Here is a 25,894-nt window from a genome sequence, read left to right on the forward strand (position 1 = left end):
CTTTGGAGGTTTAGAGGGGGAGATTGGTGATTGATCCTGGATGAAGGCCGGGAGCTTTGGGGAAGCGGGAAAAGTGGTGTTTATGGAGGAGATGAAAACCAAAAATGATGACAGGAGAGGGAAAAATGGAGTTCATCCAGTCGATGAAAACCAAAATTGATGACAGGAGAGGAAAAAGTGGAGTTCATCCAGTCGATGAAAACCAAAATTGATGAAAGGAGAGGGAAAAGTGGTGTTCATCAAGCCGATGAAAACCAAAATCCATGCCAAAAGCTGGAAAAGTAGTGTTCACCAAACCAATGAACACCAAACCTCATGCCAAAAACAAAAAAGGTTTTCATCCCAAGCATGAAAACCGAATTTACAAGTGTAAAAGAAAAAGTGTCTTTACTAAACAGCTTTTCTCCAAAAACGAAAGAACCATTAACCGTGCAGTTTATTCTTCAACAGAGGAGTTTCCCATTCCATCACACAGGATTACTGTAATAAGTAATAAAATTAATATCTTGATTGTAATTTCCAAACCCTTTTCCAAATAAAGTAACGCCACCAAGATTGTGGGCATCTTCTTTTATTTCTACCTTTAAATCCCACATTCCACGTTGTTCTTCACGAAACTCGTCAATAGTAGTGTCTGATAATTTTTTCCCATCTGCATAAACACCATGCTTGGTAATGCGAATTGTTAGCAAGATGCCGTATTGATTGGTTTCATTCGGCCACCAATCAGGGGTGAAGCGACCTCTTGTATCAGAAAAGTCTCCTGGGCTAGTCCACATACACAGCTCTTTTCCATTTAAGGAGAACGTAATGTCAGATGGCCAAACATTATTGGAAAAAGGGAATTCTGATGATGCCTCTAATACAATATCAATCATCTCTAGCCTATCCGTCTTTTTTAAAATAGATGGAATGCGATATTCAATAAATCCCTTTGTAAACCAAAGGATAGCTGCTTGATTTTTTTGTGGATCCATAAAGTATTTGGGATCATCGTATTCGCCAATTGGATGTGTTGTGGTAGCAAGTCCGCATGTTGGATAAACATCAAAATTAAAATAATGCCCAACAGGAATTTCCTGTTTATAGCTTTCATAAGCAGAGTAGATCTTTTGTGGAAATTGTATTTCAATTCGATCTACTTTTAAGATAACAACTTTTTGCAGACCAGATTTACCAGGGATTGTTTCGGTTTTTACTAACCCTGCATCGCTCATTTTTGTAATATGTCTACTCACTATCGCACTACTTATATTCAATTCCTTCGCTAGTTCTCCAATATTCATTTTTTTCTTGGATAATAATTTAATAATGTTGATTCGAGTAGGACTGGATAGAACCTCGTACACAGGGATAGAATTTTCCGAAATATCTAATTGCATGTGTGATTCCCCCTTTTATTATTCTTATATTACTACAGGAATAAATTAATGGCAAAATAAATTATTTTACATAACCGAATGGTTAACAAAGATGATGAAAATTATTAAAATAGTATACTATTAAGTTATTGACAACGGTTACAAAATATAATATATTTTAGTCGTAAGTTTATCTTTGAAGTATGTAACTGGCAATGGATAATGAGTTAGACGCAAAGGAGGAATTAATACATAGAGTAGCCTATTATCTGTTCACATTTTTCCAAAAAAACAGTAATGGAGGAATAACAATATGCAAGTAAATTTATTATTAGATAAACAAGGACCGAAAATTAGTAAACATATTTATGGACAATTTGCAGAACATTTAGGGCGATGCATTTATGAAGGAGTATGGGTTGGCAAAGATTCCGATATTCCTAATGTAAATGGAATTCGTAAAGATGTAGTGGCAGCATTAAAGGAAATTCAAGTACCAGTAGTTCGCTGGCCAGGTGGTTGCTTTGCGGATGAATATCATTGGAAGGATGGAATTGGACCAGTTGAGAATCGAAGTACAATAGTCAATACACATTGGGGTGGCGTAACAGAAAACAACCACTTTGGAACACACGAGTTTTTTGAATTAATTCGTCAGTTAGAATGTGAAGCATATATTAACGGTAACGTTGGTAGTGGAACTGTTCAGGAAATGCAAGAATGGGTTGAGTATATGACGATGAACGGTGAGTCGCCAATGGCAAATCTTCGTAGAGAGAATGGTCAAGAGGAAGCCTGGAAAGTAGAGTTTTTTGGAGTAGGAAATGAAAATTGGGGCTGTGGCGGAAATATGCGTCCCGAGTATTATGCGGATTTATACCGCAGATATCAGACATATGTCCGCAAGTATGGGGAACATAATATTTATAAAATTGCCTGTGGCGCAAGTGTAGATGACTATAATTGGACAGAAGTATTAATGAAAAATGCCGCAAACTTTATGGATGGACTTAGTTTACATCATTATTCCATTCCAACAAGAGTATGGCAGGATAAAGGAAATGCCTTAAACTTCCCAGAGGAACAATGGTATTCTTTATTAGAACATGCACAGTATATGGACGAGTTAATCACGAAGCATAGTACTATAATGGATAAATACGATCCAGAAAAACGAGTTGGTTTAATCGTAGATGAATGGGGTTCTTGGTACAACGTAGAACCTGGAACAAATCCAGGCTTCCTATATCAACAAAACACGATTCGTGATGCAATGCTTACTGCGATTACGCTAAATATTTTCCATAAGCATGCAGACCGGGTTCATATGGCGAATATTGCCCAAATGGTGAACGTATTACAAGCGATGATTTTAACAGAAGGGGAAAAAATGATTAAAACCCCTACTTATCATGTTTTCGATTTATATAAACATCATCAGGATGCAGCGCTTGTCGACTCTTATGGCGATGAGACTAATCATGTCACATACACAGCTTCCAAGAAGGACGGCAAAGTAGCGATCTCCTTATGTAACTATGATGTAACTGAAACGAGAGAAATTACGCTTTCTAGAAAGAATGGAGAATTTGTTGTCCTAAAAGCGGAATATATTACAGCTGATGTAATGGATGCACATAATACATTTGAAGAACCAGATGTTGTAGCAAAAAAAGAGTTTACTAGTTATCTAGTAGATAAAGAAACGCTAAAAGTTACATTGCCTCCAATGAGTGTTGCAAGCATCTTAACAAAGGAAAATTAAGATGGCTTGTGTAGGCTGCGAGATAAAGGAACAAGTTAGTCGATTAGATGTTGAAGCACTTGTTCAAGAACAGCTTTCCTTCGAAATAGATTTAGCCCAGGAGGAAGTAAGAGATCAGCGGTTAAGCATATGTGAACAATGTAAGCACCTAAATCAACATACATGTGGAAAATGCGGATGCTTTGTCCGCTTTCGTGCTAGCTTAGATAAGAAGAACTGTCCAGATCGAAAGTGGTAGAGCTATAGATAGTAAACAATCCTAGATATCACTTAAAAAAATCGGAATAATATTTTGCGAAGGTTAGCAATTGCTGCCTTCTTTTTTAATGTACAAAAATAAATTTCATAATCCGAAATTTTTTCGTAAATTATAGTGAATATTTTCATTATTTGTAATACAATAACTCTTTGTGGGGAGGAAAAAGAATGAACTTATTAAGAACTACTTTACAGCATTTTAAACCATATTGGCGAAAGTTATTGATTGCTTTATTTTTCTCATTAATTGGTGGTGCCTTTACGATTTTGCCTCCAATTCTTGTAGGGAAATTGGTAGATGAAGTAATCGGAGACAAAGCAATAGCATTTATTTTATGGATTGTTTTCGGAATATTAGCAGCATTTTTAGGGAAGGCACTATTTGAATCTTTACAAGAATTTGTACAGGTGAAAATTGGCTTTGATGTGATTACAGATATGCAAATTCGCGCATTTAAAAGACTTCACAGAACGCCGATGTCCTTTTTTTCAAAGACACCTCGTGGGGATATGCTATATCGACTAACCCATGATGTAGAATCGATACAAAATTTAAATAATACGGTTGTACCACGGATACTTCAACAAGTAATTAGTGCAGTAGCAGCTTTTATCACGGTATTTGCGATATACTGGCCAGCTGCGATTGTGATGTTCATTGTATTTGCTATTTACATTCTCCCATCCTTTAAATTAGGGAAAACAATGCGGAAAATGAGTGCGGTACAAAGAGATATGAGTGCAGACATGTATCAGCATTTGCAGGAAAGTATCGAAAGTGTTCGTTTAGTAAGAACCTATCAAACGCAAAAAGAGGAAATTGCTACACAGGAAAAGAAACTGACCAATTGGAAAAATTATTCTATTCGGGCGGCTTTAATTGGAAAAGTCAATTGGCGTCTAGGAAATTTATTTAATATTGCTACTCCTGGTGTTGTGATGCTAATTGGTGGATTATCGATCTGGCAAGGGAATATTACCGTTGGAACACTCGTTTCTTGCTTGAACTTTATTCCAATCATGTTCCAGCCCGTTCGTTCCTTAGCAGAAAATGCCTTAACGATTCAACAAGCCATTCCAGCATTGCAAAGAATATACGAATACTTTGATTTGCCAGAAGAGCATGAACAAAATCTTCCGAACTTTGGTGTAGTTCAAGGAAAAATAGATTTAGATAATATTTGGTTTTCCTATCCAGGAAGCGATAAGCAAGTGCTAAAGGGTGTATCTGTTTCTGTGGAATCCGGTAAGCATATCGGCATCGTTGGAACAAGTGGCGGAGGAAAAAGTACACTAATTCAAATTTTGCTAGGGCTTTATGAACCGGAGAAAGGCTCAGTGACCATTGATGGGAAAAATTTATTTGCTTATAATCGCAATAGTTTTCGCAGGCAGGTTGGAGTTGTCTCACAGGAAACCTTCCTATTAAATAGTACGCTTCGCAATAATCTTCTTTATGGAAAGCCAGATGCAACGATGGAAGAGCTGGAGCAGGCTGTTGAAGCGGCAGGATTAAAAGAGCTAATTGATTCCTTGGAGGATAAGTATGAAACGGTTGTTGGAGAACGTGGCTTGAAGCTTTCGGGGGGACAAAGACAACGGGTTGCCCTTGCAAGAGCAATTTTGCGCCAGCCACCAGTGTTAATTTTTGACGAAGCTACATCATCCTTAGATGGGGAAACGGAAGAAAAGGTTCAAGACTCACTAGAACAATTAATTCCAGGAAGAACGACGATTATGATTGCCCATCGATTGATTACAGTCAGAAAGGCAGATACAATTCTGCTACTTGATCAAGGGATGGTTGCCGAACAGGGTACACATGAAGAACTGTTAGCTTTAAAAGGACAGTATTATCAATTATATCGAGCACAATATAGCGAGCTGGAGAAGGAGATGATTGGATGAGTAAACTGGATATCTCCAAACAAAAGAAAATCGGTGATGGCAAACGTGTTATTCAATTTTTAATGCCTTATAAAAAATGGGTCATAGGCGATTCCCTAGTTATTGCTATTAGCCAAGTCTTTTCTGCGTTAATACCAACTTTAGCCTTAAGCTGGCTAATTGATACCATTTTGCCAAGTGAGAATAACACCTGGCTATGGGGATTAATGTGGCTATTGGTATTATCTGCTGTATTAGATTTAGGCATGATGATCATTGATGAATACTTTTGCCATATTACTGCGAAGTCTGTGACAAATAGACAAAAGCTACGATTATTTGGGCATTTGCAAGTACTCCCTTTTTCGTTTTATCAAAATAATTCATCTGGGGAATTATTAGCACGAACTTCTGATGATCCAGATACCCTTCATAATTTTTTAGCATGGGAAGGGTCAACCTTTATGGCAAGTGCTCAAGGGGTAGTGATTTATAGTATTGTATTGCTGTTCATTCACCCTTATTTAATGATCACAAGTGTTGTTCTTGGAATTCTGTTTTACTGGGCATCCAACTATGTAGGGGCTAGAACGCGAGCTGCATCAGCAGACGCTAGGGCAGAAGCTTCCAAATATTTAGAGAGATTAAGAGAATCTGTTACAGGTATTCATCTATCACGAGTAATGGGTGTTTCCGATAGTGAAGTAAATAGTGTCGTTTCCATTAGGGATTCTTTTGTAAAACATTCACTACGAGAATTAAAAGCAAGAATGCAATCAGTAGTTGTGATTGCAAGCTATAATGGTTTTGCATTAGGACTTGTTTATTTTATCAGTACGCTCCTTATCTGGAATGGGGATTTAACTAGCGGTCAAATGTTAACAGCAGGAGGATTAGTAACGATTGCGGCAAATGAAATGCAACGTCTCCTAAGAAATTGGCTTTCAGTTAGACGAACAGGCCCTGCTTTAGACAGATCAGATATCTTGCTTTCACAACCTGTATCAGAAGCAGAAACGAAGCAAGGGGTAAGGGGAGAAAGAGCAAGTGGTGATGTGCGCTTGAAAGACGTGTCCTTCGTTTATCCAGATAAAGAAGAGAGCGTATTAAAAGGTGTTTCTTTTGCTATTAAGGCAGGAGAGAAAATAGCGTTAGTTGGGCCGAGTGGTTCTGGGAAATCAACGATTATTGACTTACTCTTTCGATTATATGACACAACAAAGGGTTCTATTGAAGTAGATGGACGAGAGATTCGAGAATGGGATACGGACTGGCTTCGTTCGCAAATGGCAATCGTTACACAGGATGTACTAATGCGAAGTGGCACGTTGGCAGATAATTTACGGATTGGAAAATCAGATGCAACAGAGAAAGAATTGTATGATGTTCTCCGTGCGAGCGGTTTAGGCGAATTACTAGAAACCCTTCCAGATGGGTTGAACACAAAGGTTGGAGAAAGAGGAAGCTTACTGTCAGGCGGGCAGAAACAGCGTCTATCTTTAGCGCGGGCAATTTTGAAGGATGCCCCAATCCTTGTATTAGATGAAGCAAGTTCAGCGCTAGATCCTATTACAGAAGCAAAAATTAATGAAGCTGTTTTAAAAACGACGAAGAAACAAACGATTTTCATCATTTCCCACCGACTATCTACGGTATTATCTGCAGATCGTATTATCGTATTAGATAAAGGGGTAATAGTCGAAGAAGGTACACATAACGAACTATTAAAAAATAATAACGGTGTATATTCACGATTATTCAAACGAGAAGCAGATATTGGAGAGGCAACTGTTAATCAGAAAGAAACACAGCCTATTTAAATAACATCAAAGAACAGTATTTCTTATGAGGATTACTGTTCTTTGCGTATGTTTGATTTTTTAGAGAAAGCGCCTCTTAAGCCCATTTCGTCAAAAAAGGAAAGCAAAAGGTAACAGAGTCGCCCTGTAAGTGCCCGTTTCCTATTTTCAAGAAAGCTAATAAAAATCCATTGCTAGTTTTAAAAAATGCTATAGTTATTATATAGTCGAAATATTCTGATCGAGAGTAGGGAGAGTAAGATGGCAATTACATTAAGAGATTCATATAACAAAACCACCTATAAATTAGGCAATCATGGCAAAAGAAATGTACAGGTACTAAAAGAAGCATTGCAGGAAATAGACGGAAATGTAGAAAGTGATATGTATGGACAAGGAAAAATAATAGGAGATTTTCAGCAAAAAATGGCCAATCTTTTCGGAAAGGAAGCAGCAGTCTTTTTTCCAAGTGGAACGATGGCACAGCAAATCGCCCTACGAATATGGTGTGATGAAAAAGATTTAGGGAAAGTCGCCTATCATCCATTAAGTCATTTAGAAATTCACGAGCAAGATGGATTAAAGAAGCTTCATAAAATCGAAACAATTCTATTAGCAGATAAAACGAGAGTAATAGAATTAGAAGATATTATGGAAATGGAGAATGGCGTTGCCTGTGTGCTGTTAGAATTGCCACAGCGTGAAATTGGTGGTCAATTACCAAGCTTTGAGACATTAGAGAAGATTTCACGTTATTGCAAAGAGCATGGAATGAAGCTCCATCTTGATGGGGCTAGATTAATGGAAGTGCTGCCCTATTATCAAAAAACAGCAGCAGAGGTATGTGCGTTGTTTGATAGTGTTTATATGTCTTTTTATAAAGGAATAGGCGGCGTTGCTGGGGCAATCCTAGCTGGGAGTAAAGAATTTACAAGCCAGTCAAAGGTTTGGAAACGAAGATATGGCGGTGACTTAATCAGTTTGTATCCATATATTTTGTCTGCTGATTATTATTATGAAAAACGAGTTAATAAAATGGCTGAATACTATGAATCTGCCAAACAGCTAGCAGCGTTTTTTAACAGATGTGAAGGGGTTCAAACACTTCCAATTGCGCCAGTTTCTAATATGTTCCATGTTCATTTTGATTTGGAAAAAGAAGCAGTAGAGACTATTTTGACAGATATTCAAGAGATAATGGGAATTGGTATAAGTGGCTATGTAAAAGAGCTAGCTGAAAATAATTGTTCTTTTGAAATTAGCTTAGGTGATGCTTATCAAGAAATTCCGACAGAGACTGTCAGAAAAATGTTTGGTTTACTTGCAGAAAAAATAAGCGAGAAAAGGAGCGGTGAATAATGGAAATAATCCAGCAATGGGTTCAAGAGGATAGTGATTATATTCGAAAAAAACTGGTTGCTTATAATATGGAGCAGCTGCCAGAAAAATTGAAAAGTCCCTATGAAAATATTAGTTTTGTTGTAAGAGATGATAATGGCACAATCGTGGCTGGTGTTACGGGTCATATGTTTTGGCATCATATGCATGTTGATTTCTTATGGGTGGATGAGAGTGTAAGGAAAGCAGGATATGGCAGCAAGCTTTTAGAGAAGATGGAACAAGCTGCGGAGAAAAATGCATGTGCATTTATTTATCTAGATACTTTCAGTTTTCAAGCACCAGATTTTTACCAAAAGCATGGCTACGAAGTATTTGGAACTTTAGATCATTTTCCAGAAGGAGTAAAACAATACTTTTTGCAGAAAAGATTAGTGGAATAGAAAAAGTATGATAGTGAAGAAGAGGATTGGCTGATAAATCGAAATTTTGGCTGATAACCCCTATGGATTGGCTGATAAATGGAAATTTTTGCTGGTATATCATAAATTTCACTGATGTTAGATTAAGAAAGCCTTATCTCCCTATCCCTTCACACTGATTTGGAAAAAATGGGGTTGATTAGCAATCGATATATTCATATAATTTGAATAGTATAAATTTTTAGATAGAAAGCGATAAGAAGGAAAGGGGATCTATGAGAAAATTTGCGAAATTAATCATCTATTATTTACTTGGAACGATGGCGATACTCGCATTAAGCGTTTTTCCAAAATACTTTCAAATGAGGGATTTTCCAAAGGGAGAGGGATATTTTTCAACCCTGCTATCTTTTTTATCGGAGGAATTTTTTCAGAAGGATGGATGGGTATATTCCTTAAATGGAGTAGATGAAAAGCCGATATTGGATATACTATTTCCGGCGTTTATTTATTCGATGGAAATTTTGTTTGGTGCGTTGTTATTAGGGAGCATTGCTGCATTTGTATTATCACTTGTCTCTTTTTTTCTACCCAAATTTCTTTTGCAGCCAATAAAAAGAATCTTAGATTTAATTGAATCGATTCCAGATATAATTATAGCGACACTTCTGCAATCTTTCGTTATCTTTATTTTTGTGCAAACAGGGGTAGAGATATTTGAAGTAGCCAGTTATTCAGAAAAGGCATATTTAGGGCCAATTCTAACCCTTGCAATTATTCCTGCTGTTTCTTTATTCAAAATTCTTATCTTGATGATGGAAGAAGAATATTTGAAGATGTATGTAAATTTTGCAAGAAGTAAAGGTATCCATAATTTTCCTATTTTGTGGAAACATATTCTCCGAAATATTATTCCCGTTTCCTTTCATCATATGAAAATTATCATTTGGGGATTGCTATCAAGTCAATTTATTATTGAACGACTCTTTAATATACATGGATTTACATATTTTCTAGTAGAAAGCTTTACACCAATGACGATTGCTGTTTCCTTGCTGCTTATATTTACGCCATTTTTTATTATTTTTCAGTTAGGCGAAATAGTATTGAAAGAGGAGAAGGAACCAGCACGGGAATTGAAAAAGGAATCGTGGAGAGAGAAGATAACCGTTACATCCTTCGTTTCCTCCTTTAAGGTATTTTTAATCAATTTAAAGGACGGATTCCAACGGTTTAGCTGGAAAAGCCTTTCTTTGCTTCGTCCAGTAATGTGGGTAGGCAAGACGTTTGGCATCCATATGAAGAACTGGAAATTTGCAGTGGGGAGCTTGTTTTTTATCATCGTAATTGGGTATAGCATTCTTTACTCTGTCACAACTAATAATCATGTCGACCAAATGCGCTTACTGTATGCAGAAGATGGAGCGACCCTCCTTGCTGCCATGCCGTTTGCACCAACAGAACCTTTTTTCTTTGGTTCTGATAGACTTGGCTATAGTATCTATGATCAAATTGTTATTGGCGCAAAGTATACCCTATTTTTTGCCCTGCTTATAGCATTTTTGCGTGTTGTTGGTGGATTATTGCTTGCTATAGTTTATTCATTTTTTGTGAAATCTCAAGTACAGCAATGGCTGGCAAAGATGGTGGATTCAATTCACTTTATGCCATTAAGCTTGCTTGCCTATATTTTGCTAAGACCGATTCTATTACCAACTTTTGACGGATTCAGCTATTCCTTTTGGGAAAGAGTCTTTTTAGAAACGATGATTTTGACTTTACTAGTTGTCCCTTTAACCACTGTATTATTAGGAAAAGAAATCAATCGTGTACTTGATTATGAATTTATCGCAAGTGCTAGAGTTATGGGTGGTGGGAAATTTCAAATTTTTATTCGCCATATTCTCCCCCATTTAGGCCCAAGACTTACCATTCTTTTTGGACAGCAATTTATCCAAGTGCTATTAATCTTTATGCATTTAGGCATTTTTGATTATTTCTTTGGAGGTACAAAATTATCCATGGATCCTATGTTTTCAGATCCTCCTAAATCCTCTACCTATGAATGGTCTGGATTAATAGGACAGGTTGGCAGAAGCGCACTTGCTTCTGGACGGTACTGGTATTTATTTATACTTGTTCCCTTTATTATTGCCATTTTTGCGATGCAGCTGATTGTACAAGGGGTAAAAGAGGTTCAGCAAGTAAAAGTGGGAGTAGTCTTTAAACAACCAAGGGCTGAGCGGAAAAAACAAAAGCCAGAAATAAATGCTGTAGCTCCATCTATTTCGAAAGAAAGTTTTACACAGATAGGGAGAGAGTCAAATGGAAATCAGGCAATTACACCTCCGTGATGCTAAAGCATACTTTGCACTAAGATTAGAGGCTCTGAAGACAAATCCTGAAGCATTTGGGTCAAGCTATGAGGAAGAAAAAGACTATCCCATTAGTCGAACAGAGAACCGCTTAACGGATTCATCTGCTTATGTCTTCGGGGCATTTGCGGAAAATCATCTAATCGGTGTCTTAACCTTAATGAAAGATGGGAAACAAAAAATGAATCATCGTGGCCATTTATATGCAGCCTATGTTACCCCTTTACACAGGGGCAAAGGAGTCGGCAAGCAATTAGTGCAAATAGCCATTAATAAAGCAATGGAGTTACATGACATAGAACAGCTATATTTAGAAGTAGTAACAAATAATATAGCGGCCAAAAAATTATATGATTCCTTAGGATTTGAAACATATGGAATTGACCGAAAAGCATTAAAAATTAGTGGGAAATATTATGATGAAGCATTAATGGTTCTTTATTTATAATAAATTTTAGACTGTGGTTAAACTTTTAAAAAAAGTTTGATCACAGTTTTTATTTTTTAATAGGAAAACAGTTTTGAAAAAAATAAATATTATCATAAAAAAATATTTAAATATAAACAATTGAGCAAAAAGTCCGATATATTATTTGTAAATAAAATTGAATTATTCTGTAAATTACTTTAATATTGTACATACAAAGTAAAAAAGTACCATGTTTTTAGCGAATCTAATTCTATTTTACTAGTTAGCGGTAGGGTAATGAAATAGATGAAGACACAAACAGAGCATATTATTTTTTTGAAAGAGGAGGGAGTAATCATAAAGAATCAAAATTACTATTTTGGAATATATTAGAATTTTTTAGAAAACAGTAAAGAGAAGATAAATTTAGTAAAAGTGGTCCCAAATCTACAAGGGGGAGAACTGGTAATGGCAAAAATAAAGTTTAGAAAACCGAAAATAACTGGTCCAAAGAAAGAAAAAAAACCTAAGAAATCTAGCAAGATAAGAAACGGAAAGTTTAAGGTTTTTGAAAAGTTAAAATTAAATAATCGTCAGCTACATAAGTTAAATAATGTATCAATCGGTTGGAAATATGGATTTACTATATTGCTTGTTTTCGCACTCTTAACCATTACAACTATTCTAGTAACGACACGTTTAATCCATATCAATGGCAGTATTGAGCAATTGAATAAAACCGATGAAAGAGCACTTCTTATAACAGAGATGGGGTCTATTACTCGTGAAAAGAGTATTAGTATCTTAAATTATCTCGACTATCAAAATCCTTCCTATGTAGACGAATATCAAGTGAGCATTACGAAATTTAATGAATATCAAGAAGAGATTAAAAAAGATATCCGAAATGAGGAAGAGCAAGCTTTATTTGATGAAATCGTCGATCGTGATCAGAAAATGAATGAACTATTTAACGATCAAATTATCCCTGCTATGCAAGCAAATGATCGTTCTGCTATTAATTCATTAAGCCTAACGAATACAACGATGCGTAATAGAACGATAACGGCTTTGGATAAACTGCAAGAATTGGTACAAGTTAGTCGTACCAAAGCAGCAAGCGATGCGGTTAATAGTGCGAGTGTTGCAACGAAAACGTTAATTATTTCGATGATAACGGCACTAATTATTGGTACAATCTTAATTATCATTATAAGTCGGATTATTTCTCGTAATTTAAAGCAAGTTGTTCAAGTTAGTGATACGATTGCGAATGGTAATTTAACAGCTGAAAACATTAATTATCAAGGCAAGGATGAGATAGGAAAACTTGCTCAGTCCATGAATAAAATGAGTAGTAACCTTCGAATGGTCATCCAAAAGATATCAGAAGTATCAATCACTGTTAACAAACAGAGTGAGAACTTGTCCCAATCTACGAATGAAGTGACTGCCGGAAGCCAGCAAGTAGCGACTACTATGCAGGAATTATCATCTGGAGCTGAAAGCCAAGCGAATACGGCAAGTGCTTTAGCAGCATCTATGGAATCCTTTTCTGGCACAATAGGTGATGCATATACACAAGGGGAGTTAATTTATCAATCATCTAATAAAGTGCTCGGCATGACGAATGATGGAAGTCAATTAATGGAATCGTCTATTGAGCAAATGAATAATATCAATAAAATTATGAAGGAATCTGTGGAAAAGGTCCGCGGCTTGGATACACAGTCTCAGGAAATATCGAAGCTAGTTTCCGTCATTAAAGGAATTGCCGATCAAACAAATTTACTTGCTTTAAACGCAGCAATTGAAGCAGCACGAGCAGGAGAGCATGGGCGAGGGTTTGCAGTGGTAGCGGATGAAGTAAGGAAGCTTGCAGAACAAGTTGCATTCTCCGTCACAGACATTACAAACATCGTAGGTAGTATTCAAAAAGAGTCAAGTGTTGTTACGGAGTCTTTACAAGGTGGATACGAAGAGGTAATGAAAGGTACGGAACAAATCAAAACTACGGGTGCAACATTTAATGGAATAAAAAATGCTGTAAACGATATGGCAAATAGTATTGAAGTTGTTTCAGAAAATCTCGCTTCCATTTTAGAAACAAGTAAAGAGATGAATCGTTCTATTGAAGATATAGCAGCTATTTCAGAGGAAGCTGCTGCAGGTATTGAGCAAACATCTGCTTCTGTTCAACAAACAAGCAGCTCGATGCAAGAGCTTGCCGATAGTTCACATGAATTATCTAATTTAGCAGTAGAGTTAAATGGACTAGTGAAGGAATTTAAAATTTAGTAATGTTGGAAAGTTGAGAAACGAGATAAAGTTTCTCAACTTTTTTAATGGTTAAGAAGTATACGTTTTTAAAGTTCATTCAGTGTCTAGCTACGGGTACCTTTTGCAGTTATTATTTTTTCGGATAATAAAAATTTCGGGTATAAAAATAAATGGTAGTATGCTATGATGGAGGAAAATAAATCTCATTGGCTTGGTACTTGATTGCTGATGTCTTAGGAGAGCGATACTAAATGGAAATTTGGAAGCGGAATTTACTTGTTTTATGGATAGGGGTTTTCTTTACCTCTGCATCATTTAACATGGTAATTCCCTTTTTGCCAATTTTTCTTCTAGAATTAAATGTTCACGAAAACACAGAAATTTGGTCCGGATTATTGTTTAGTGCAGCGTTTTTTGCAGGAGCATTTGCTTCTCCATTTTGGGGAAGGTTAGCAGATAAATATGGAAGAAAACCGATGATTATTCGAGCTGGATTTGTGCTTTTTGTGGTATATACTTTAGCCGCTTTTGTTACGAACCCATACCAATTATTAGTACTTCGAATACTGCAAGGGTTATTATCTGGTTTTATTCCTGGAGCAATTGCATTAATTGGAACGAATACCCCTTCAGATAAAACAGGGTATGCTTTGTCGATGATCTCTACAGCATCTGCATCAGGAGGTATAATGGGACCACTAATTGGAGGCGTACTTTCGCAATTAGTTGGAAATCGGCTATCCTTTGCGAGTGCAGGACTTCTTGTTTTCATTGCAACATTCTTGATTATTTTCTGGGTAAAAGAGGATAATTTTTCGCCAAGTAAAGAAAAAGGATCTGTAAGAAATGACTTGCGAATAGCCTTTTCCAATAGACCCCTTATGCTAGTACTTCTATTAACAGTGGTCACATCTTGTTCTATTATGACCATTGAACCGATTCTCCCTCTTTATATTTTAGAGGTTGGTGGGTCGATGGATAAAGCTTCCTTATTAGCGGGGATTATCTTCTCACTTCCTGGTATTGCAAGTGTCATCATGGCACCATATTGGGGGAAATGGGCGGATAAGGTTGGATTTAACCGTATCTTATTTATTGGATTATTAGGTGGAGGACTTGGAACATTCTCGCAAATAATATTCAGCAATATTTGGGGCTTCTCGATTACTCGTTTTATTTTTGGCCTTTTCTTTTGTGCTGTTTTTCCAGCATTGAATGGATTGGTTGTAAAATCAACAGCAGAGAATTTCCGTGGCAGAGCATTTAGTCTTAACCAAACAGCAACTCAGCTAGGCGGAATGTTTGGACCGATGATAGGAGGATTTCTTGGAGGGATTTTCCCTGCACAATCTGTTTTTATCGTCACCGGTATGTTGTTGTTAGTAGCAACAGGAATAGCCTATAAAAAAGGAAATGTGTTTAGAACAACCATTAAGCAAAAAGTAAAAATAGTGACGCATGGCAAATAACAGACAGAGACTTCGTATGCATTAAATAGCATGGTAGGAAGTCTCTTTTTTTGTCGCAAAAATTTCACAATTCCTCTTACATATTTCTATTGGGTCAAGAAAGAATAAAAGGTGGAGGTGACAATCATGGCAAAAAATAAAAATAAAAATGCGAAACAAGCAGTGCAGGATGATACATCTCGTCAATATGACCATGAATTTGCAAATGAGCCATTAACAGCAGCGGAGAAATTAAATAATAAAAAAACGAAGAAAAGACAATAAGCGTAGCTAAAAAGTATCCTTCTAAAAGGGGTACTTTTTTTCTGCTTAATGGGAGGTAAGATTGATTACTTCTTATAGGAGGAAAATATATGGGGGAAATAGAAGGTAATATCATAAATGATATGACGATTTCTTTTTGAAAATTTTTAGAAAGCGTGGAGAAGGATGGAATATTTACTAAATAGTGAAGAAATGAAAAGATGTGATGTAACGACGATTCAAAAAATTGGCATGCCATCTATGGTTCTCATGGAAAGAGCTGCTCTTTCTGTTGTCGAAGAATTGGACTCATTTGATTTAACTAGAGTACTCGTTGTATGTGGTTCTGGGAATAATGGGGCAGATGGGTATGCAGTGGCAAGGTTATTGCATTTACAAAATATTAAGGTGGATGTTTTATTTGTAGGAGATGAACAGAAACGAACAACAGAAAATAAACAGCAACAGAAAATAGCCGAGTATTATGGGGTAAGCTCAGTAAAAAAGATAGAGAATAATCCATACACAACGATTGTGGATGCCTTGTTTGGAATTGGGTTATCACGTCCGTTAAGTGGAAAATACCTAGAGATAATAGAGCAAGTAAATCAAGCTGAAGGGGAAATCCTCTCTGTAGATATTCCTTCAGGTATTTCAGCAGATAATGGAAAAGTGATGGGAAACGCTATAAAAGCGACACGAACAGTAACATTTGCATTTCGCAAATTAGGTTTAGTCCTTTATCCTGGAGCAGATTATGCTGGGGTTGTGAAGGTCAAAGATATTGGGATTACGGCTAGGGGATTTGAAGGAAGATTTCCTAAAATATATACCTATACAAGGAAGGATTTAGAGAGAATTCCGAGACGGCAATCTTATTCTAATAAAGGTACATATGGGAAAATACTAGTGGTTGCTGGGTCAAAAAATATGAGTGGTGCAGCTTATTTTTCTGCAAAAGCAGCTTATCGGATGGGAGCAGGTCTAGTAAGAATCGTGACTCCAGAAGAAAATCGACAAATACTTCAAACCTTGCTTCCAGAATCCATTGTAACGACATATCAAAGAAGTCAACTAGATGGAGACTGGCTAACAGAGGCCATTAATTGGGCGAGTGCCATTGTAATAGGACCTGGAATGGGTATATCAGAGGAAGCTAAATATTTGTTAAGCAAAGTTCTGTCTATTAGCAAAGTTCCGCTAGTGATAGATGCTGATGCCATTACACTTGTCGCCAAGGAACCGGAGCTTTTGCACGATCATGAACAAAAAATTATTATGACCCCACATGTAGGAGAGATGTCTCGCCTCACTGGTAAACCAATTCCCAAGATTGCAGATGATATTATCGAAGTAGCAGAAAAATTCGCGGCAGAAAAGAAGCTAACATGTGTATTAAAGGATGCAAGAACAATCGTAACAGAGGGTACTGAAGATACGTATGTGAATACATCTGGGAATAATGGGATGGCGACAGGTGGAACAGGAGATGTATTAACAGGAGTGATTGTTGGTTTACTAGCACAAGGCTTAAGGGAAAGAGAAGCCGCTCGCTTAGGTGTCTATATTCATGGGTTGGCAGGGGATGCGGCAGCTGCCCAAAAGGGACCTTACGGAATGTTGGCAGATGATGTATGTGATGCGATAAATGAGGTAGTGAGATAAAATAATAGTAAAGGGGAAAGAAAAATGGACGCGCGGATTAAAGAACTAGTAGACTTGGCAAAAAAACAATGGGGACTAGCGGAATATTACCTAGGGAGGTATCGATTATTTAGAAGGATAATGTTAGATGGGGAGACATTGTATCTCTTAAATATGGAATGGTTTCCTAATATATATGCCGATTGGACAGATGAGGAGAATCCTGAAGGGACAGCTTCTATCGATATAAACATCCATACAAAGGAGTTCCAATCTGTTATTTTTGTACAGGGGGTGACCTATGCGGAAAATGGAGTTGTTTTTGCATATAAAGATATAAAAGAGGTGAAGGATTGGCTCACTGCTTTCACTGGGTTAAATATTGAGAAAGATTTTGTTTGCAAGCAAACAGACGAAAGGAGGTATTATTTTGAGGAACAGTGGAATGGTGTTCCGTTATCCCCATCTTGTTCGATAAATGTAGAGTTTAATGAAAACGGAGAGTTAACATTCTATTCGCAAAATATAAGTGTGTTAACGAATAAGAAAGAATTAGAGGAAGAATATTCCTTATCGCTAGATGCCATAGAGGATATAGCGAGAGAACAGGTTGTTTTAGCTAATTTTCCTGAAGAGGATGGTAGGAAAATCGTATATGGAGTAGAAGAAACATACATCAGAAATGATGATAAAGGTAAGCTGCCATTTATGCAGCAGCATGTTGGTTTTCAAAAAAATTTCAACAAAGAAATCAAATGGCAGAAAACAAAGAAGGATTGCTTTAAGAGAAAGTTCTTACATTGGGAGGATGAAGTGAGTGTAGAGGATGCTTATTTAAAAGTGAAGCATCCAGACTCCTTGCCAATCACGGATGAACTTGCAGAAAAATGCATCCAAGAAGTAACAGATTTTTTGCGCATGAAGTATCCGAATGATTCAGGGAAATGGACACTTACTTATTTATCTCGGGAAAATTCCTATTTGCATGCATACCTAGAGCAAAGTACTGCTTCAACGCTTTTTCCAGGGAAGCTAATCGTTTTTCTAGATACAGATGGAGAGGTAGTAAATTATATGAACAAGAAGGAATTATGGGATGAAATAATGGATGCGAAACAAGAAGAAACGATTGAGATGAAGGTGAGTAAAGAGGAAGCTTTTGATAAGCTAAAGCCATATTTCACGCTAACTCCCTACTATGTGTATGATGCACATGATAAAAAGTGGTTTCTATGCGGAAAATTAGACTGTGATTACTTTATAGATGTGGAAAGTGGAGAAATCAGCACGTTAGATAATGCTTTCTTTATTAATTGATAAGAAATGGTTCGTCAAAAGTTATTTTTAATAGTAGGCTCTTTTATAACGAAACATTCATTTTACTGTGATGGAAAATAAACGATATAATTTCGTTACAAACACCAAAGATTTTAAAACAGAAGGAGGAAGAAGAATGGACTCTTCCCTTGAATTACAAATGCTTATTCAGTTATTTGAGCGAGCTGCACTTTTACTTTTAACCTTATTTTTTATGACTAGAGTTCCAAAATTCAAAGAAACGTTGCAAAAGGATCATCATTCCCCAACAGAGTTAACGTTAATCACGCTGATATTCTGTGCATTTGCCCTATTTGGTACCTATTCCGGGATTGAAGTAGAAGGTTCGATTGTGAATATCCGAATAATTGCGATAATGTCAGGTGGTATCTTGTTTGGTCCATGGGTTGGGATAGTAACAGGGACTGTATCAGGTGTACATCGGTACTTAATTGATATTGGAGGAGTAACCTCTGTTCCTTGTTTAATAACAAGTATTTTAGCAGGTGTAGTATCAGGCTACATTCATCATCAGGTAAAAAAGAATAGTCGTTGGATATATGGGATTGTGGCGGGAATGCTATGTGAAATATTAACAATGATTCTGATTTTATTCTTTGCAAATCCCTTTGATTTAGGACTAGACATTGTATCCAAAATTGCCTTGCCGATGATTTTAGGACAAGTTAGTATCGGGTTAATTGTCTTAATGATTGCTAGTGTGGAAGGGGAAAAAGAAAGAATTGCTGCACAGCAGGCACAGCTAGCCCTTAATATTGCTAATAAAACATTGCCGTATTTCCGTTCCATTAATGGAAATTCCTTACGTACCATTTGTACCATTATTAAAGAGGATATTCAGGCTGATGCCGTGGCAATAACGGACACAAAGGATGTTCTTGCATATGTTGGATTTGGAGAAGAGAAATACAAAATTGGCCAAGAAATTATTAGTGATTTAACAAAAGACACGATTCGAAGTGGGAAAATCACAATCCGAAATAATATCGCTGACCATCACACCCCACAAATTCATTGTTTATTGGTTATTCCATTGGAAGAAAGGGGCGTTGTAACCGGTACCTTGAAAATCTATTATCGAAAGGCCTATACGATTACAAATACGCTCCAAACGATGGCGATTGGCTTAGCACAAATTATCTCTACCCTTATGGAAGTTTCACGAGTAGAACAAATGAAGGAAGAGGCAAATAAAGCGGAACTTAAAGCTTTACAGACAAAAATCAACCCACATTTCTTATTCAATGCTCTAAATGCAATTGCTTCAACGACCCGTCGCAATCCAGAAAAAGCACGAGAATTGATAATTAATTTATCAGGGTATATGCGCTATAACTTAGAGGTAGGAGAAGAGCTTATTGATATACAGCTAGCCCTTCAGCAAGTAAGAGACTATATCCAAATTGAAAAAGCGCGTTTTGGGAATAGGCTACAAGTGAACTATGAAATAGATGATACCCATATTAAGCTTCCAAGTCTGCTTATCCAACCATTAGTGGAAAATGCTGTTGTTCATGGAATTTTAAAGCGGAAGGGACCTGGAGTTATCACAATTGCAGTCAAAGATTTAGGAGAAAAGGTTCGCGTTAGTGTACGAGATACAGGCGAAGGTATTGCTCAGGAAGTAATTGATCGCCTCGCGAAAGAAGAAGTATCATCAAAACAGATCGGTTTAACGAATGTCCATCAACGAGTAAAATTAACCTATGGAACAGGCTTAGTCATTCGAAGATTAGAGCCAGGTACGGAAGTTTATTTTGATATAACGAAGGTGATAGCATGAAAGCAATAATTGTAGAGGATGAAATTCCAGCAAAAGACGAATTAGAATATTTAATTAAGACACATAGCAGTATTGAAATTGTTGCCTCATTTGAGGATGGTCTAGATGTGCTTAAATTTTTACAAGAGAATGAAGTCGATGCCATTTTCTTGGATATTAATATTCCGTCTTTAGATGGAATGCTCTTAGCAAGCAATATTAGTAAATTTGCCAAAAAGCCTTATATTATTTTCACGACAGCCTATAAGGAGCATGCAGCACAGGCTTTTGAATTAGAAGCATTTGATTATATTTTAAAGCCCTACGAAGAAAAGCGTATAGCAGCGATGCTTGCAAAATTAGAATCAGCATATCAAAGGGAAAGTAAGGGATCAGAAGAAGTCACAACAGAGGTAAATCGTCGTATCAATCTGCGCAAAAATGAAAATATTATTGTGACAGATGTAAATGATATTTATTTTGCAGAAGCAAGTGAAAAAGTAACAGTAGTTTATACAAAATCAGAAGAATATATGATGCAAATGAGCATTTCTGATTTTCACGATAAATTGCCACAGGATACTTTTTTTCGCTGCCACCGATCCTATACGGTGAACCTTTCGAAAATCCATGAAATTGTGCCATGGTTTAATCATACTTATCTCGTTCGATTAAAGGATATGAAGGCAGAAATACCAGTTAGCAGAAGTAAAGCGAAAGCATTTCGACAACTTATGCATCTGTAATTACCATTCATTCCGAATATAGGGCATTTCATTCTGATACCGGTTTCAAAAAGCTTTCAGGCGGTATAATTTAACTATAAATAGAAAGCATAAACAACCTTTTATAGTAGAAAATACTGTTTATAAACCGAGTAGAAAGAGGAGATCGGAATGAAAGAACGAAATGGAAGTCGCCTTCTTATAGTTATTGGTACAATTATTGTTCAAATGGGATTAGGAACCATTTATACATGGAGCTTATTCAATCAACCGCTCGTTGATAAATTTGGCTGGGATATAAGTGCAACTGCAATTACTTTTTCGATTACAAGTTTTGCACTAGCATTTGCTACTCTTTTTGCAGGCAAGCTACAAGATAAATGGGGATTGCGTCGCTTAATTGCTATCGCTGGAATTTTCCTCGGTGGAGGATTAATGTTAAGCTCTCAAGTATCTTCTTTATGGATGTTATATCTTGTTGCAGGAGTAATCGTTGGTTTTGCCGACGGTACTGCATATATTACTTCCCTATCAAATTTAATTAAATGGTTCCCTGAGAAAAAAGGATTGATATCTGGTATTTCTGTAGGGGCATATGGAACCGGTAGCCTTGTTTTCAAATATTTAAATGCAAGTTTTATTGAATCATTTGGTGTTTCAACAGCCTTTTTAATCTGGGGTATTATCGCATTAGCAATGGTTGTGGGAGGATCATTCCTCTTAAAAGAAGCGCAAGAAGTAGAAACAAAAACAGCGTCAGTAACAGCTCAAAAGAATTACACAGTGAAGGAAATGCTGAAAACGAAACAAGCATACCTACTCTTTGTTATTTTCTTTACAGCATGTATGAGCGGACTGTATTTAATTGGAATTGTCAAAGATATTGGTGTCAGCTTAGCTAATTTAGATGTTGCGACAGCAGCCAACGCTGTTGCGTTAGTAGCAATTTTCAATACAATTGGACGTATTATTCTTGGAGCATTATCTGATAAAGTAGGACGAATTAAAGTAGTATCTGGAACATTAGTAGTAACTGCTATAGCAGTCACTGTTTTAAATGTAGTGCCATTAAATTTCCCACTATTCTTTGCCTGTGTAGCAGCAATTGCATTCTGTTTCGGAGGAGTAATTACCGTCTATCCGGCCATTGTCGCTGATTTCTTTGGTCTGAAAAATCAAAGTAAAAACTATGGAATCATCTATCAAGGTTTTGGATTCGGAGCACTTGCTGGATCTATGATTGCAGCAGTACTAGGAGGATTCCATGCAACCTTTACGGTTATTACAATATTATGTGTGATTTCATTTGTTATTACATTGATTATTCAGCCACCATATACGAAGACAGAACCGAAAGAGAAAAAGGCACGTCGCCCTGAATTGGCAAATCGCCTTGGGTAAAAACTAAAATGCATAAAGAAAAGAAGTCAGTTATGTTAATCGTAACTGACTTCTTTCTATTAACTGCTTACGCAATTGCTGTTTCTTTTTTGTGTTTATTATTTCTTCTATTGTTCCATTGCTTTTTGATATATGGCATTGCATATCGGTCTAGACCAAATTTACCTGCGTTTGCACCTGCTACGATAACGAATATTGCTAATAGAATCATTTGTCCATTTGTGCTTACTGTTCCACTAAATAAGAAGGCAAAGTTCATGACCATTCCCATCAATGTTGCAAAGCTTGTGAATAAACCTAGGATTAGTGCGATCCCTACTAGAACTTCTCCCCATTGAACCATGAAACTGAATAAATCCGCATTTGGGAGTGCTATATGTTCTAGAAATGTTGCCCACCATCCTTGTACTGCTGGGTGATCACCTGTGCTATTTGCAATTGCCCCTTGTAAAAATCCACTTGCGTCAAAGCCACCACTTGTAATTTTTTCATAGCCTGCATGGATAAATTGATAACCAAGATAAATTCTAAATATCGCTAAAATTCCGGCAACCACTTTATTATTTCTTAATAAGTCTAACATTTTACTCCATCTCCTTAAGATTAGTTATCTGATTATATTGTTCACTATTTCACATTTCTTTTTACAAGATCTTGTTTGTTTCTTACTACACTTATATAATATCACCATTTCCAACGTAATAAAGATGTTTGTGATGTAATTCACATTTAGTTCACAAAGTTATGTCTGATTGGTGAACTACCTTAATTAAGTATGGTCGGTATATTCGAATGGGATTAGACCACAGAAAAGCGCCAGTTTTCCAAACCTAGATACTGAATCTGCTTTTCGAGTCAAAGTATCTTTTGCCATCTCCGTAAATGTGAAAATTAATGTCAACATTTCTATTATTACATACCATGCCTAATGGAAATCAACGATATAAGTCTAGATTGATAGAATCAAAAGGATCAAATCATTTTTTTATGCTTTTCCACATAGATATAATGTAAGGGACAGTATAAGAAAATACGTCTTTAGTCGTAGACAATATTCCATTTAAAGTCTATAGCAAAAAATAGCCTGTTTACGTTAAAATAGAATTAAATAAAACGTACATTTTTGAAACAAATGTTGATTAGGAACGTATAAAAATTAAAGGATACAAAGGCAGGAGTCGATTATAGTGAACTCATTTTTAATGTTTTTAGTGCGAACAGGCATCTCTTTTCCTGTAGGTGCTTTAACATGGTTAATTAGTTATGTGGGATTTGATCAATATTTCTTCCTTTCCGTTGCATATGGGATAGCAGCAACCGCTGTTACTTATTTTATCTCTGATGGTGTAATCAAGCATCAGTCAATGGTAAGGCAAGGATTATCAAGAAAGGAATATAAATTTATCCAGACGCAATTAAAGGAAGCGAATGAGAAAATTAGTCGTTTAAATCGACACGTATTTGCCATTCGTCACTTTCCTTCCTTTAAACAAAGAATTGATTTAATGCGCGTCACAAAGAAAATCTATCGATTAACGAAGGAAGAGCCACGCCGTTTTTATAAAGCGGACAAATTTTATTATTCTCACTTGGATTCTTTAGTGGAGATTGCTGAAAAATATGCACTGTTATCAGCTCAACCCAAAAAGAACAGGGCATTACAGGCAACTTTAAATGATACAAGAAGAACATTAGAGCAGCTTTCCAGAACGCTAGAAGACGATCTTCATGAAATACTGTCAGATGATATCGATGATTTGCATTTTGAATTAGATGTAGTAAAGCATACTTCTTATAAGGAGAAAGACAAGGATTTGATAGATGAAAGCAGGCGGCCTAAATGACAGATGAACGAGAAATGAAAACTATTTCAAATGATTATTTCTCTGACCCTTTAGGAGAAAGCAATAATTTGTTGATGAAAAAAGGCGAAACAGCTGAAACTGTTCGCCTTATTGATGTTTTGCCACCAGAAAATCAGAAACGGGCATATGAACTGGCGGCTAAGCTTGATCCAACTAATCACCGAATTATGATTTCTTATGGAGCAGAAGCTCAGAAGAAATTGCTGTCTTTTTCTCACATGATGATTGAACACGTTCAGCGAAAAGATGTCGGAGAAGTAGGCGATGTTGTTGGCGAATTAATGGAAAGACTAAATGAAATAAATCCAGATGAATTACGGGTAGAGAAGAAAGGATTTTTTCGCAGATTATTTAGCAGGCCATCTAAAAGTGTTCAGGAGGTCCTTTCTAATTATCAGAAAGCGAGTGCGCAAATAGATCGCATGAGTGTCCGTCTTGAGCGCAGCAAAAATGTCCTGACTGCAGACATTCATCTATTAGAGCAATTGTATGAAAACAATAAAACATATTTCCAAGATTTGAATGTCTATATTGCGGCGGCGGAAATGAAGTATGAAGAAATGACAGAAAAGCTTATTCCTGAGAAAAAAAAGTTAGCGGAAGAATCAGGGGATCGGATGAAGTTACAAGAGGTAAATGATTTCATTCACTTTGCTGAATTACTCGAGAAGCGTATTTTCGATTTAAAAGTCAGCAGGGAAATTACCATACAAACAGCTCCACAAATTCGCTTGATTCAACATACGAATCGAACTGTGATTGATAAAATTCAGTCATCAATTATGACTGCGATTCCCCTATGGAGAAATCAAGTTTCCATTGCTTTAACGCTTCTAAGACAGCGGTATGCAATGGAAACGCAAACGAGAATAAATACAAATAGGGTAGAATCAAATGTAAGAGAGATGGCAACAATCGCAAATGAAAATCGATCAGCGATGCAGGAAATAGAATCATTAAAAGAAACACAGCATAAATTGATGAATTCACTAGAAGAGACACTGCAAATCCAAGAAGAAGGCAAGCAAAAACGAAATCAAGCAGAGCAAGAGATTGTCCAAAGAGAAGGAATTTAAAACAGTCATTAGATACGGCTAATAATAGGTATTAAAAAAATTGAATTTGTTCCGTTTTTGTGGAGGGCAGATGAAATATAAAACTAGTAAAAAAGAGGCTGGGACAAAACTAAATAACTAGTCTTTAAAGACGAACAATCTTTAATTTAGCTCTTAAATAAAACTACTTTCTCATGATGGTTATCAATGTTTTTTAATATAGTTAAGTGTAAAAACTAAGTCGTTCCATTGCGCTACAGACGCACGATGCGCCGGGGAGGAAGCTGAGCCTCCTCGCTGCGAGGGCACTGAAAAACCGATGATTTTTAAATCCTAAAAATCATCGGTAAATCTGTTTTCTAGTTTTTTATGTCTTATTTCCACATATCTCCATATATGAAAGGTGAATTTCCTAAATCCTTCAATTCCTCCCCTTATTTTTCGTTCATTAACTTTAGAATTCTTTTTAAATTCACCGCAAATATGGTGGTGGCCCCT

20 protein-coding genes are annotated in these 25,894 nt (G+C 36.5%); 18 read left to right on the top strand and 2 right to left on the bottom strand.

Annotation, left to right across the window (positions count from 1 at the left end; all coding sequences use genetic code 11):
* Positions 1-467 precede the first annotated feature (467 nt).
* Positions 468-1,382 carry an ArsR/SmtB family transcription factor gene (locus tag ACTNDN_RS07800; RefSeq protein ID WP_031536123.1) on the bottom strand — a complete coding sequence of 305 codons (915 nt, stop codon included), beginning with the start codon at positions 1,380-1,382 and terminating at the stop codon, positions 468-470.
* Between the two features lie 292 nt (positions 1,383-1,674).
* On the opposite strand from ACTNDN_RS07800, the gene ACTNDN_RS07805 reads away from it, so the two are divergent.
* The 16 genes from ACTNDN_RS07805 to ACTNDN_RS07880 all read left to right on the top strand — a co-directional run bounded on the left by ACTNDN_RS07805 (position 1,675) and on the right by ACTNDN_RS07880 (position 22,476).
* Complete coding sequence (locus ACTNDN_RS07805; RefSeq protein ID WP_441131040.1) at positions 1,675-3,126, top strand: alpha-N-arabinofuranosidase; 1,452 nt, start codon at positions 1,675-1,677, stop codon at positions 3,124-3,126.
* A gap of 1 nt (position 3,127) precedes the next feature.
* Positions 3,128-3,364: a DUF6171 family protein gene (locus tag ACTNDN_RS07810; RefSeq protein ID WP_441131041.1), complete on the top strand. Its 237-nt coding sequence runs from the start codon at positions 3,128-3,130 to the stop codon at positions 3,362-3,364.
* Positions 3,365-3,552: 188 nt separating this feature from the next.
* Positions 3,553-5,292 (top strand): ABC transporter ATP-binding protein, encoded by a 1,740-nt coding sequence (locus ACTNDN_RS07815; protein WP_441131042.1) that lies wholly within the window; start codon positions 3,553-3,555, stop codon positions 5,290-5,292.
* The gene (locus ACTNDN_RS07820) at positions 5,289-7,091 is read left to right on the top strand and encodes an ABC transporter ATP-binding protein (protein WP_031536130.1); all 1,803 of its coding nucleotides are present in this window, start codon (positions 5,289-5,291) and stop codon (positions 7,089-7,091) included. The genes ACTNDN_RS07815 and ACTNDN_RS07820 overlap by 4 nt, the downstream gene beginning before the upstream one ends.
* A gap of 240 nt (positions 7,092-7,331) precedes the next feature.
* Positions 7,332-8,429, top strand: coding sequence for a threonine aldolase family protein (locus ACTNDN_RS07825; protein WP_031536132.1), 1,098 nt, complete (start codon positions 7,332-7,334; stop codon positions 8,427-8,429).
* Positions 8,429-8,851, top strand: coding sequence for a GNAT family N-acetyltransferase (locus ACTNDN_RS07830; RefSeq protein WP_031536134.1), 423 nt, complete (start codon positions 8,429-8,431; stop codon positions 8,849-8,851). The genes ACTNDN_RS07825 and ACTNDN_RS07830 overlap by 1 nt, the downstream gene beginning before the upstream one ends.
* A 254-nt stretch (positions 8,852-9,105) precedes the next feature.
* Entirely contained in the window at positions 9,106-11,184 is a 2,079-nt protein-coding gene (locus ACTNDN_RS07835) for an ABC transporter permease subunit (protein WP_441131043.1), read from the top strand.
* Positions 11,156-11,653 carry a GNAT family N-acetyltransferase gene (locus tag ACTNDN_RS07840; protein WP_031536140.1) on the top strand — a complete coding sequence of 166 codons (498 nt, stop codon included), beginning with the start codon at positions 11,156-11,158 and terminating at the stop codon, positions 11,651-11,653. Before ACTNDN_RS07835 ends, ACTNDN_RS07840 begins: the two co-directional genes overlap by 29 nt.
* Before the next feature lie 429 nt (positions 11,654-12,082).
* A complete protein-coding gene (locus ACTNDN_RS07845) occupies positions 12,083-13,912 on the top strand; it encodes a methyl-accepting chemotaxis protein (protein WP_441131044.1) in 1,830 nt (609 codons plus the stop codon).
* A 233-nt stretch (positions 13,913-14,145) separates the two neighbouring features.
* A complete protein-coding gene (locus ACTNDN_RS07850) occupies positions 14,146-15,363 on the top strand; it encodes an MFS transporter (RefSeq protein ID WP_349204849.1) in 1,218 nt (405 codons plus the stop codon).
* 126 nt (positions 15,364-15,489) lie between these two features.
* Positions 15,490-15,627 (top strand): small acid-soluble spore protein O, encoded by a 138-nt coding sequence (sspO, locus tag ACTNDN_RS07855; protein ID WP_235250719.1) that lies wholly within the window; start codon positions 15,490-15,492, stop codon positions 15,625-15,627.
* 165 nt (positions 15,628-15,792) lie between these two features.
* Positions 15,793-17,271, top strand: coding sequence for an NAD(P)H-hydrate dehydratase (locus ACTNDN_RS07860; protein WP_441131045.1), 1,479 nt, complete (start codon positions 15,793-15,795; stop codon positions 17,269-17,271).
* 24 nt (positions 17,272-17,295) lie between these two features.
* Positions 17,296-18,567, top strand: a complete 1,272-nt coding sequence (locus tag ACTNDN_RS07865) for a hypothetical protein (protein ID WP_441131046.1) — start codon at positions 17,296-17,298, stop codon at positions 18,565-18,567.
* A 136-nt stretch (positions 18,568-18,703) separates the two neighbouring features.
* Positions 18,704-20,371 carry a LytS/YhcK type 5TM receptor domain-containing protein gene (locus tag ACTNDN_RS07870; protein WP_441131047.1) on the top strand — a complete coding sequence of 556 codons (1,668 nt, stop codon included), beginning with the start codon at positions 18,704-18,706 and terminating at the stop codon, positions 20,369-20,371.
* A complete protein-coding gene (locus tag ACTNDN_RS07875) occupies positions 20,368-21,096 on the top strand; it encodes a LytR/AlgR family response regulator transcription factor (protein WP_312095891.1) in 729 nt (242 codons plus the stop codon). Before ACTNDN_RS07870 ends, ACTNDN_RS07875 begins: the two co-directional genes overlap by 4 nt.
* 150 nt (positions 21,097-21,246) lie before the next feature.
* Complete coding sequence (locus ACTNDN_RS07880; RefSeq protein ID WP_031536148.1) at positions 21,247-22,476, top strand: L-lactate MFS transporter; 1,230 nt, start codon at positions 21,247-21,249, stop codon at positions 22,474-22,476.
* A gap of 67 nt (positions 22,477-22,543) precedes the next feature.
* Here ACTNDN_RS07880 and ACTNDN_RS07885 read toward each other — a convergent pair whose 3' ends face one another.
* On the bottom strand, positions 22,544-23,059 hold the full coding sequence (locus ACTNDN_RS07885) for a DoxX family protein (protein WP_251628371.1): 516 nt from the start codon (positions 23,057-23,059) through the stop codon (positions 22,544-22,546).
* 604 nt (positions 23,060-23,663) lie between these two features.
* Between ACTNDN_RS07885 and ACTNDN_RS07890 the strand changes: the two genes are divergently transcribed.
* Positions 23,664-24,320 (top strand): 5-bromo-4-chloroindolyl phosphate hydrolysis family protein, encoded by a 657-nt coding sequence (locus ACTNDN_RS07890; RefSeq protein ID WP_031540291.1) that lies wholly within the window; start codon positions 23,664-23,666, stop codon positions 24,318-24,320.
* The gene (locus tag ACTNDN_RS07895; RefSeq protein WP_441131048.1) at positions 24,317-25,417 is read left to right on the top strand and encodes a toxic anion resistance protein; all 1,101 of its coding nucleotides are present in this window, start codon (positions 24,317-24,319) and stop codon (positions 25,415-25,417) included. The genes ACTNDN_RS07890 and ACTNDN_RS07895 overlap by 4 nt, the downstream gene beginning before the upstream one ends.
* The last annotated feature ends 477 nt before the right edge of the window (positions 25,418-25,894 follow it).

Source organism: Niallia sp. HCP3S3_B10, assembly GCF_052064465.1.
Taxonomy (GTDB): domain Bacteria; phylum Bacillota; class Bacilli; order Bacillales; family Cytobacillaceae; genus Niallia; species Niallia hominis.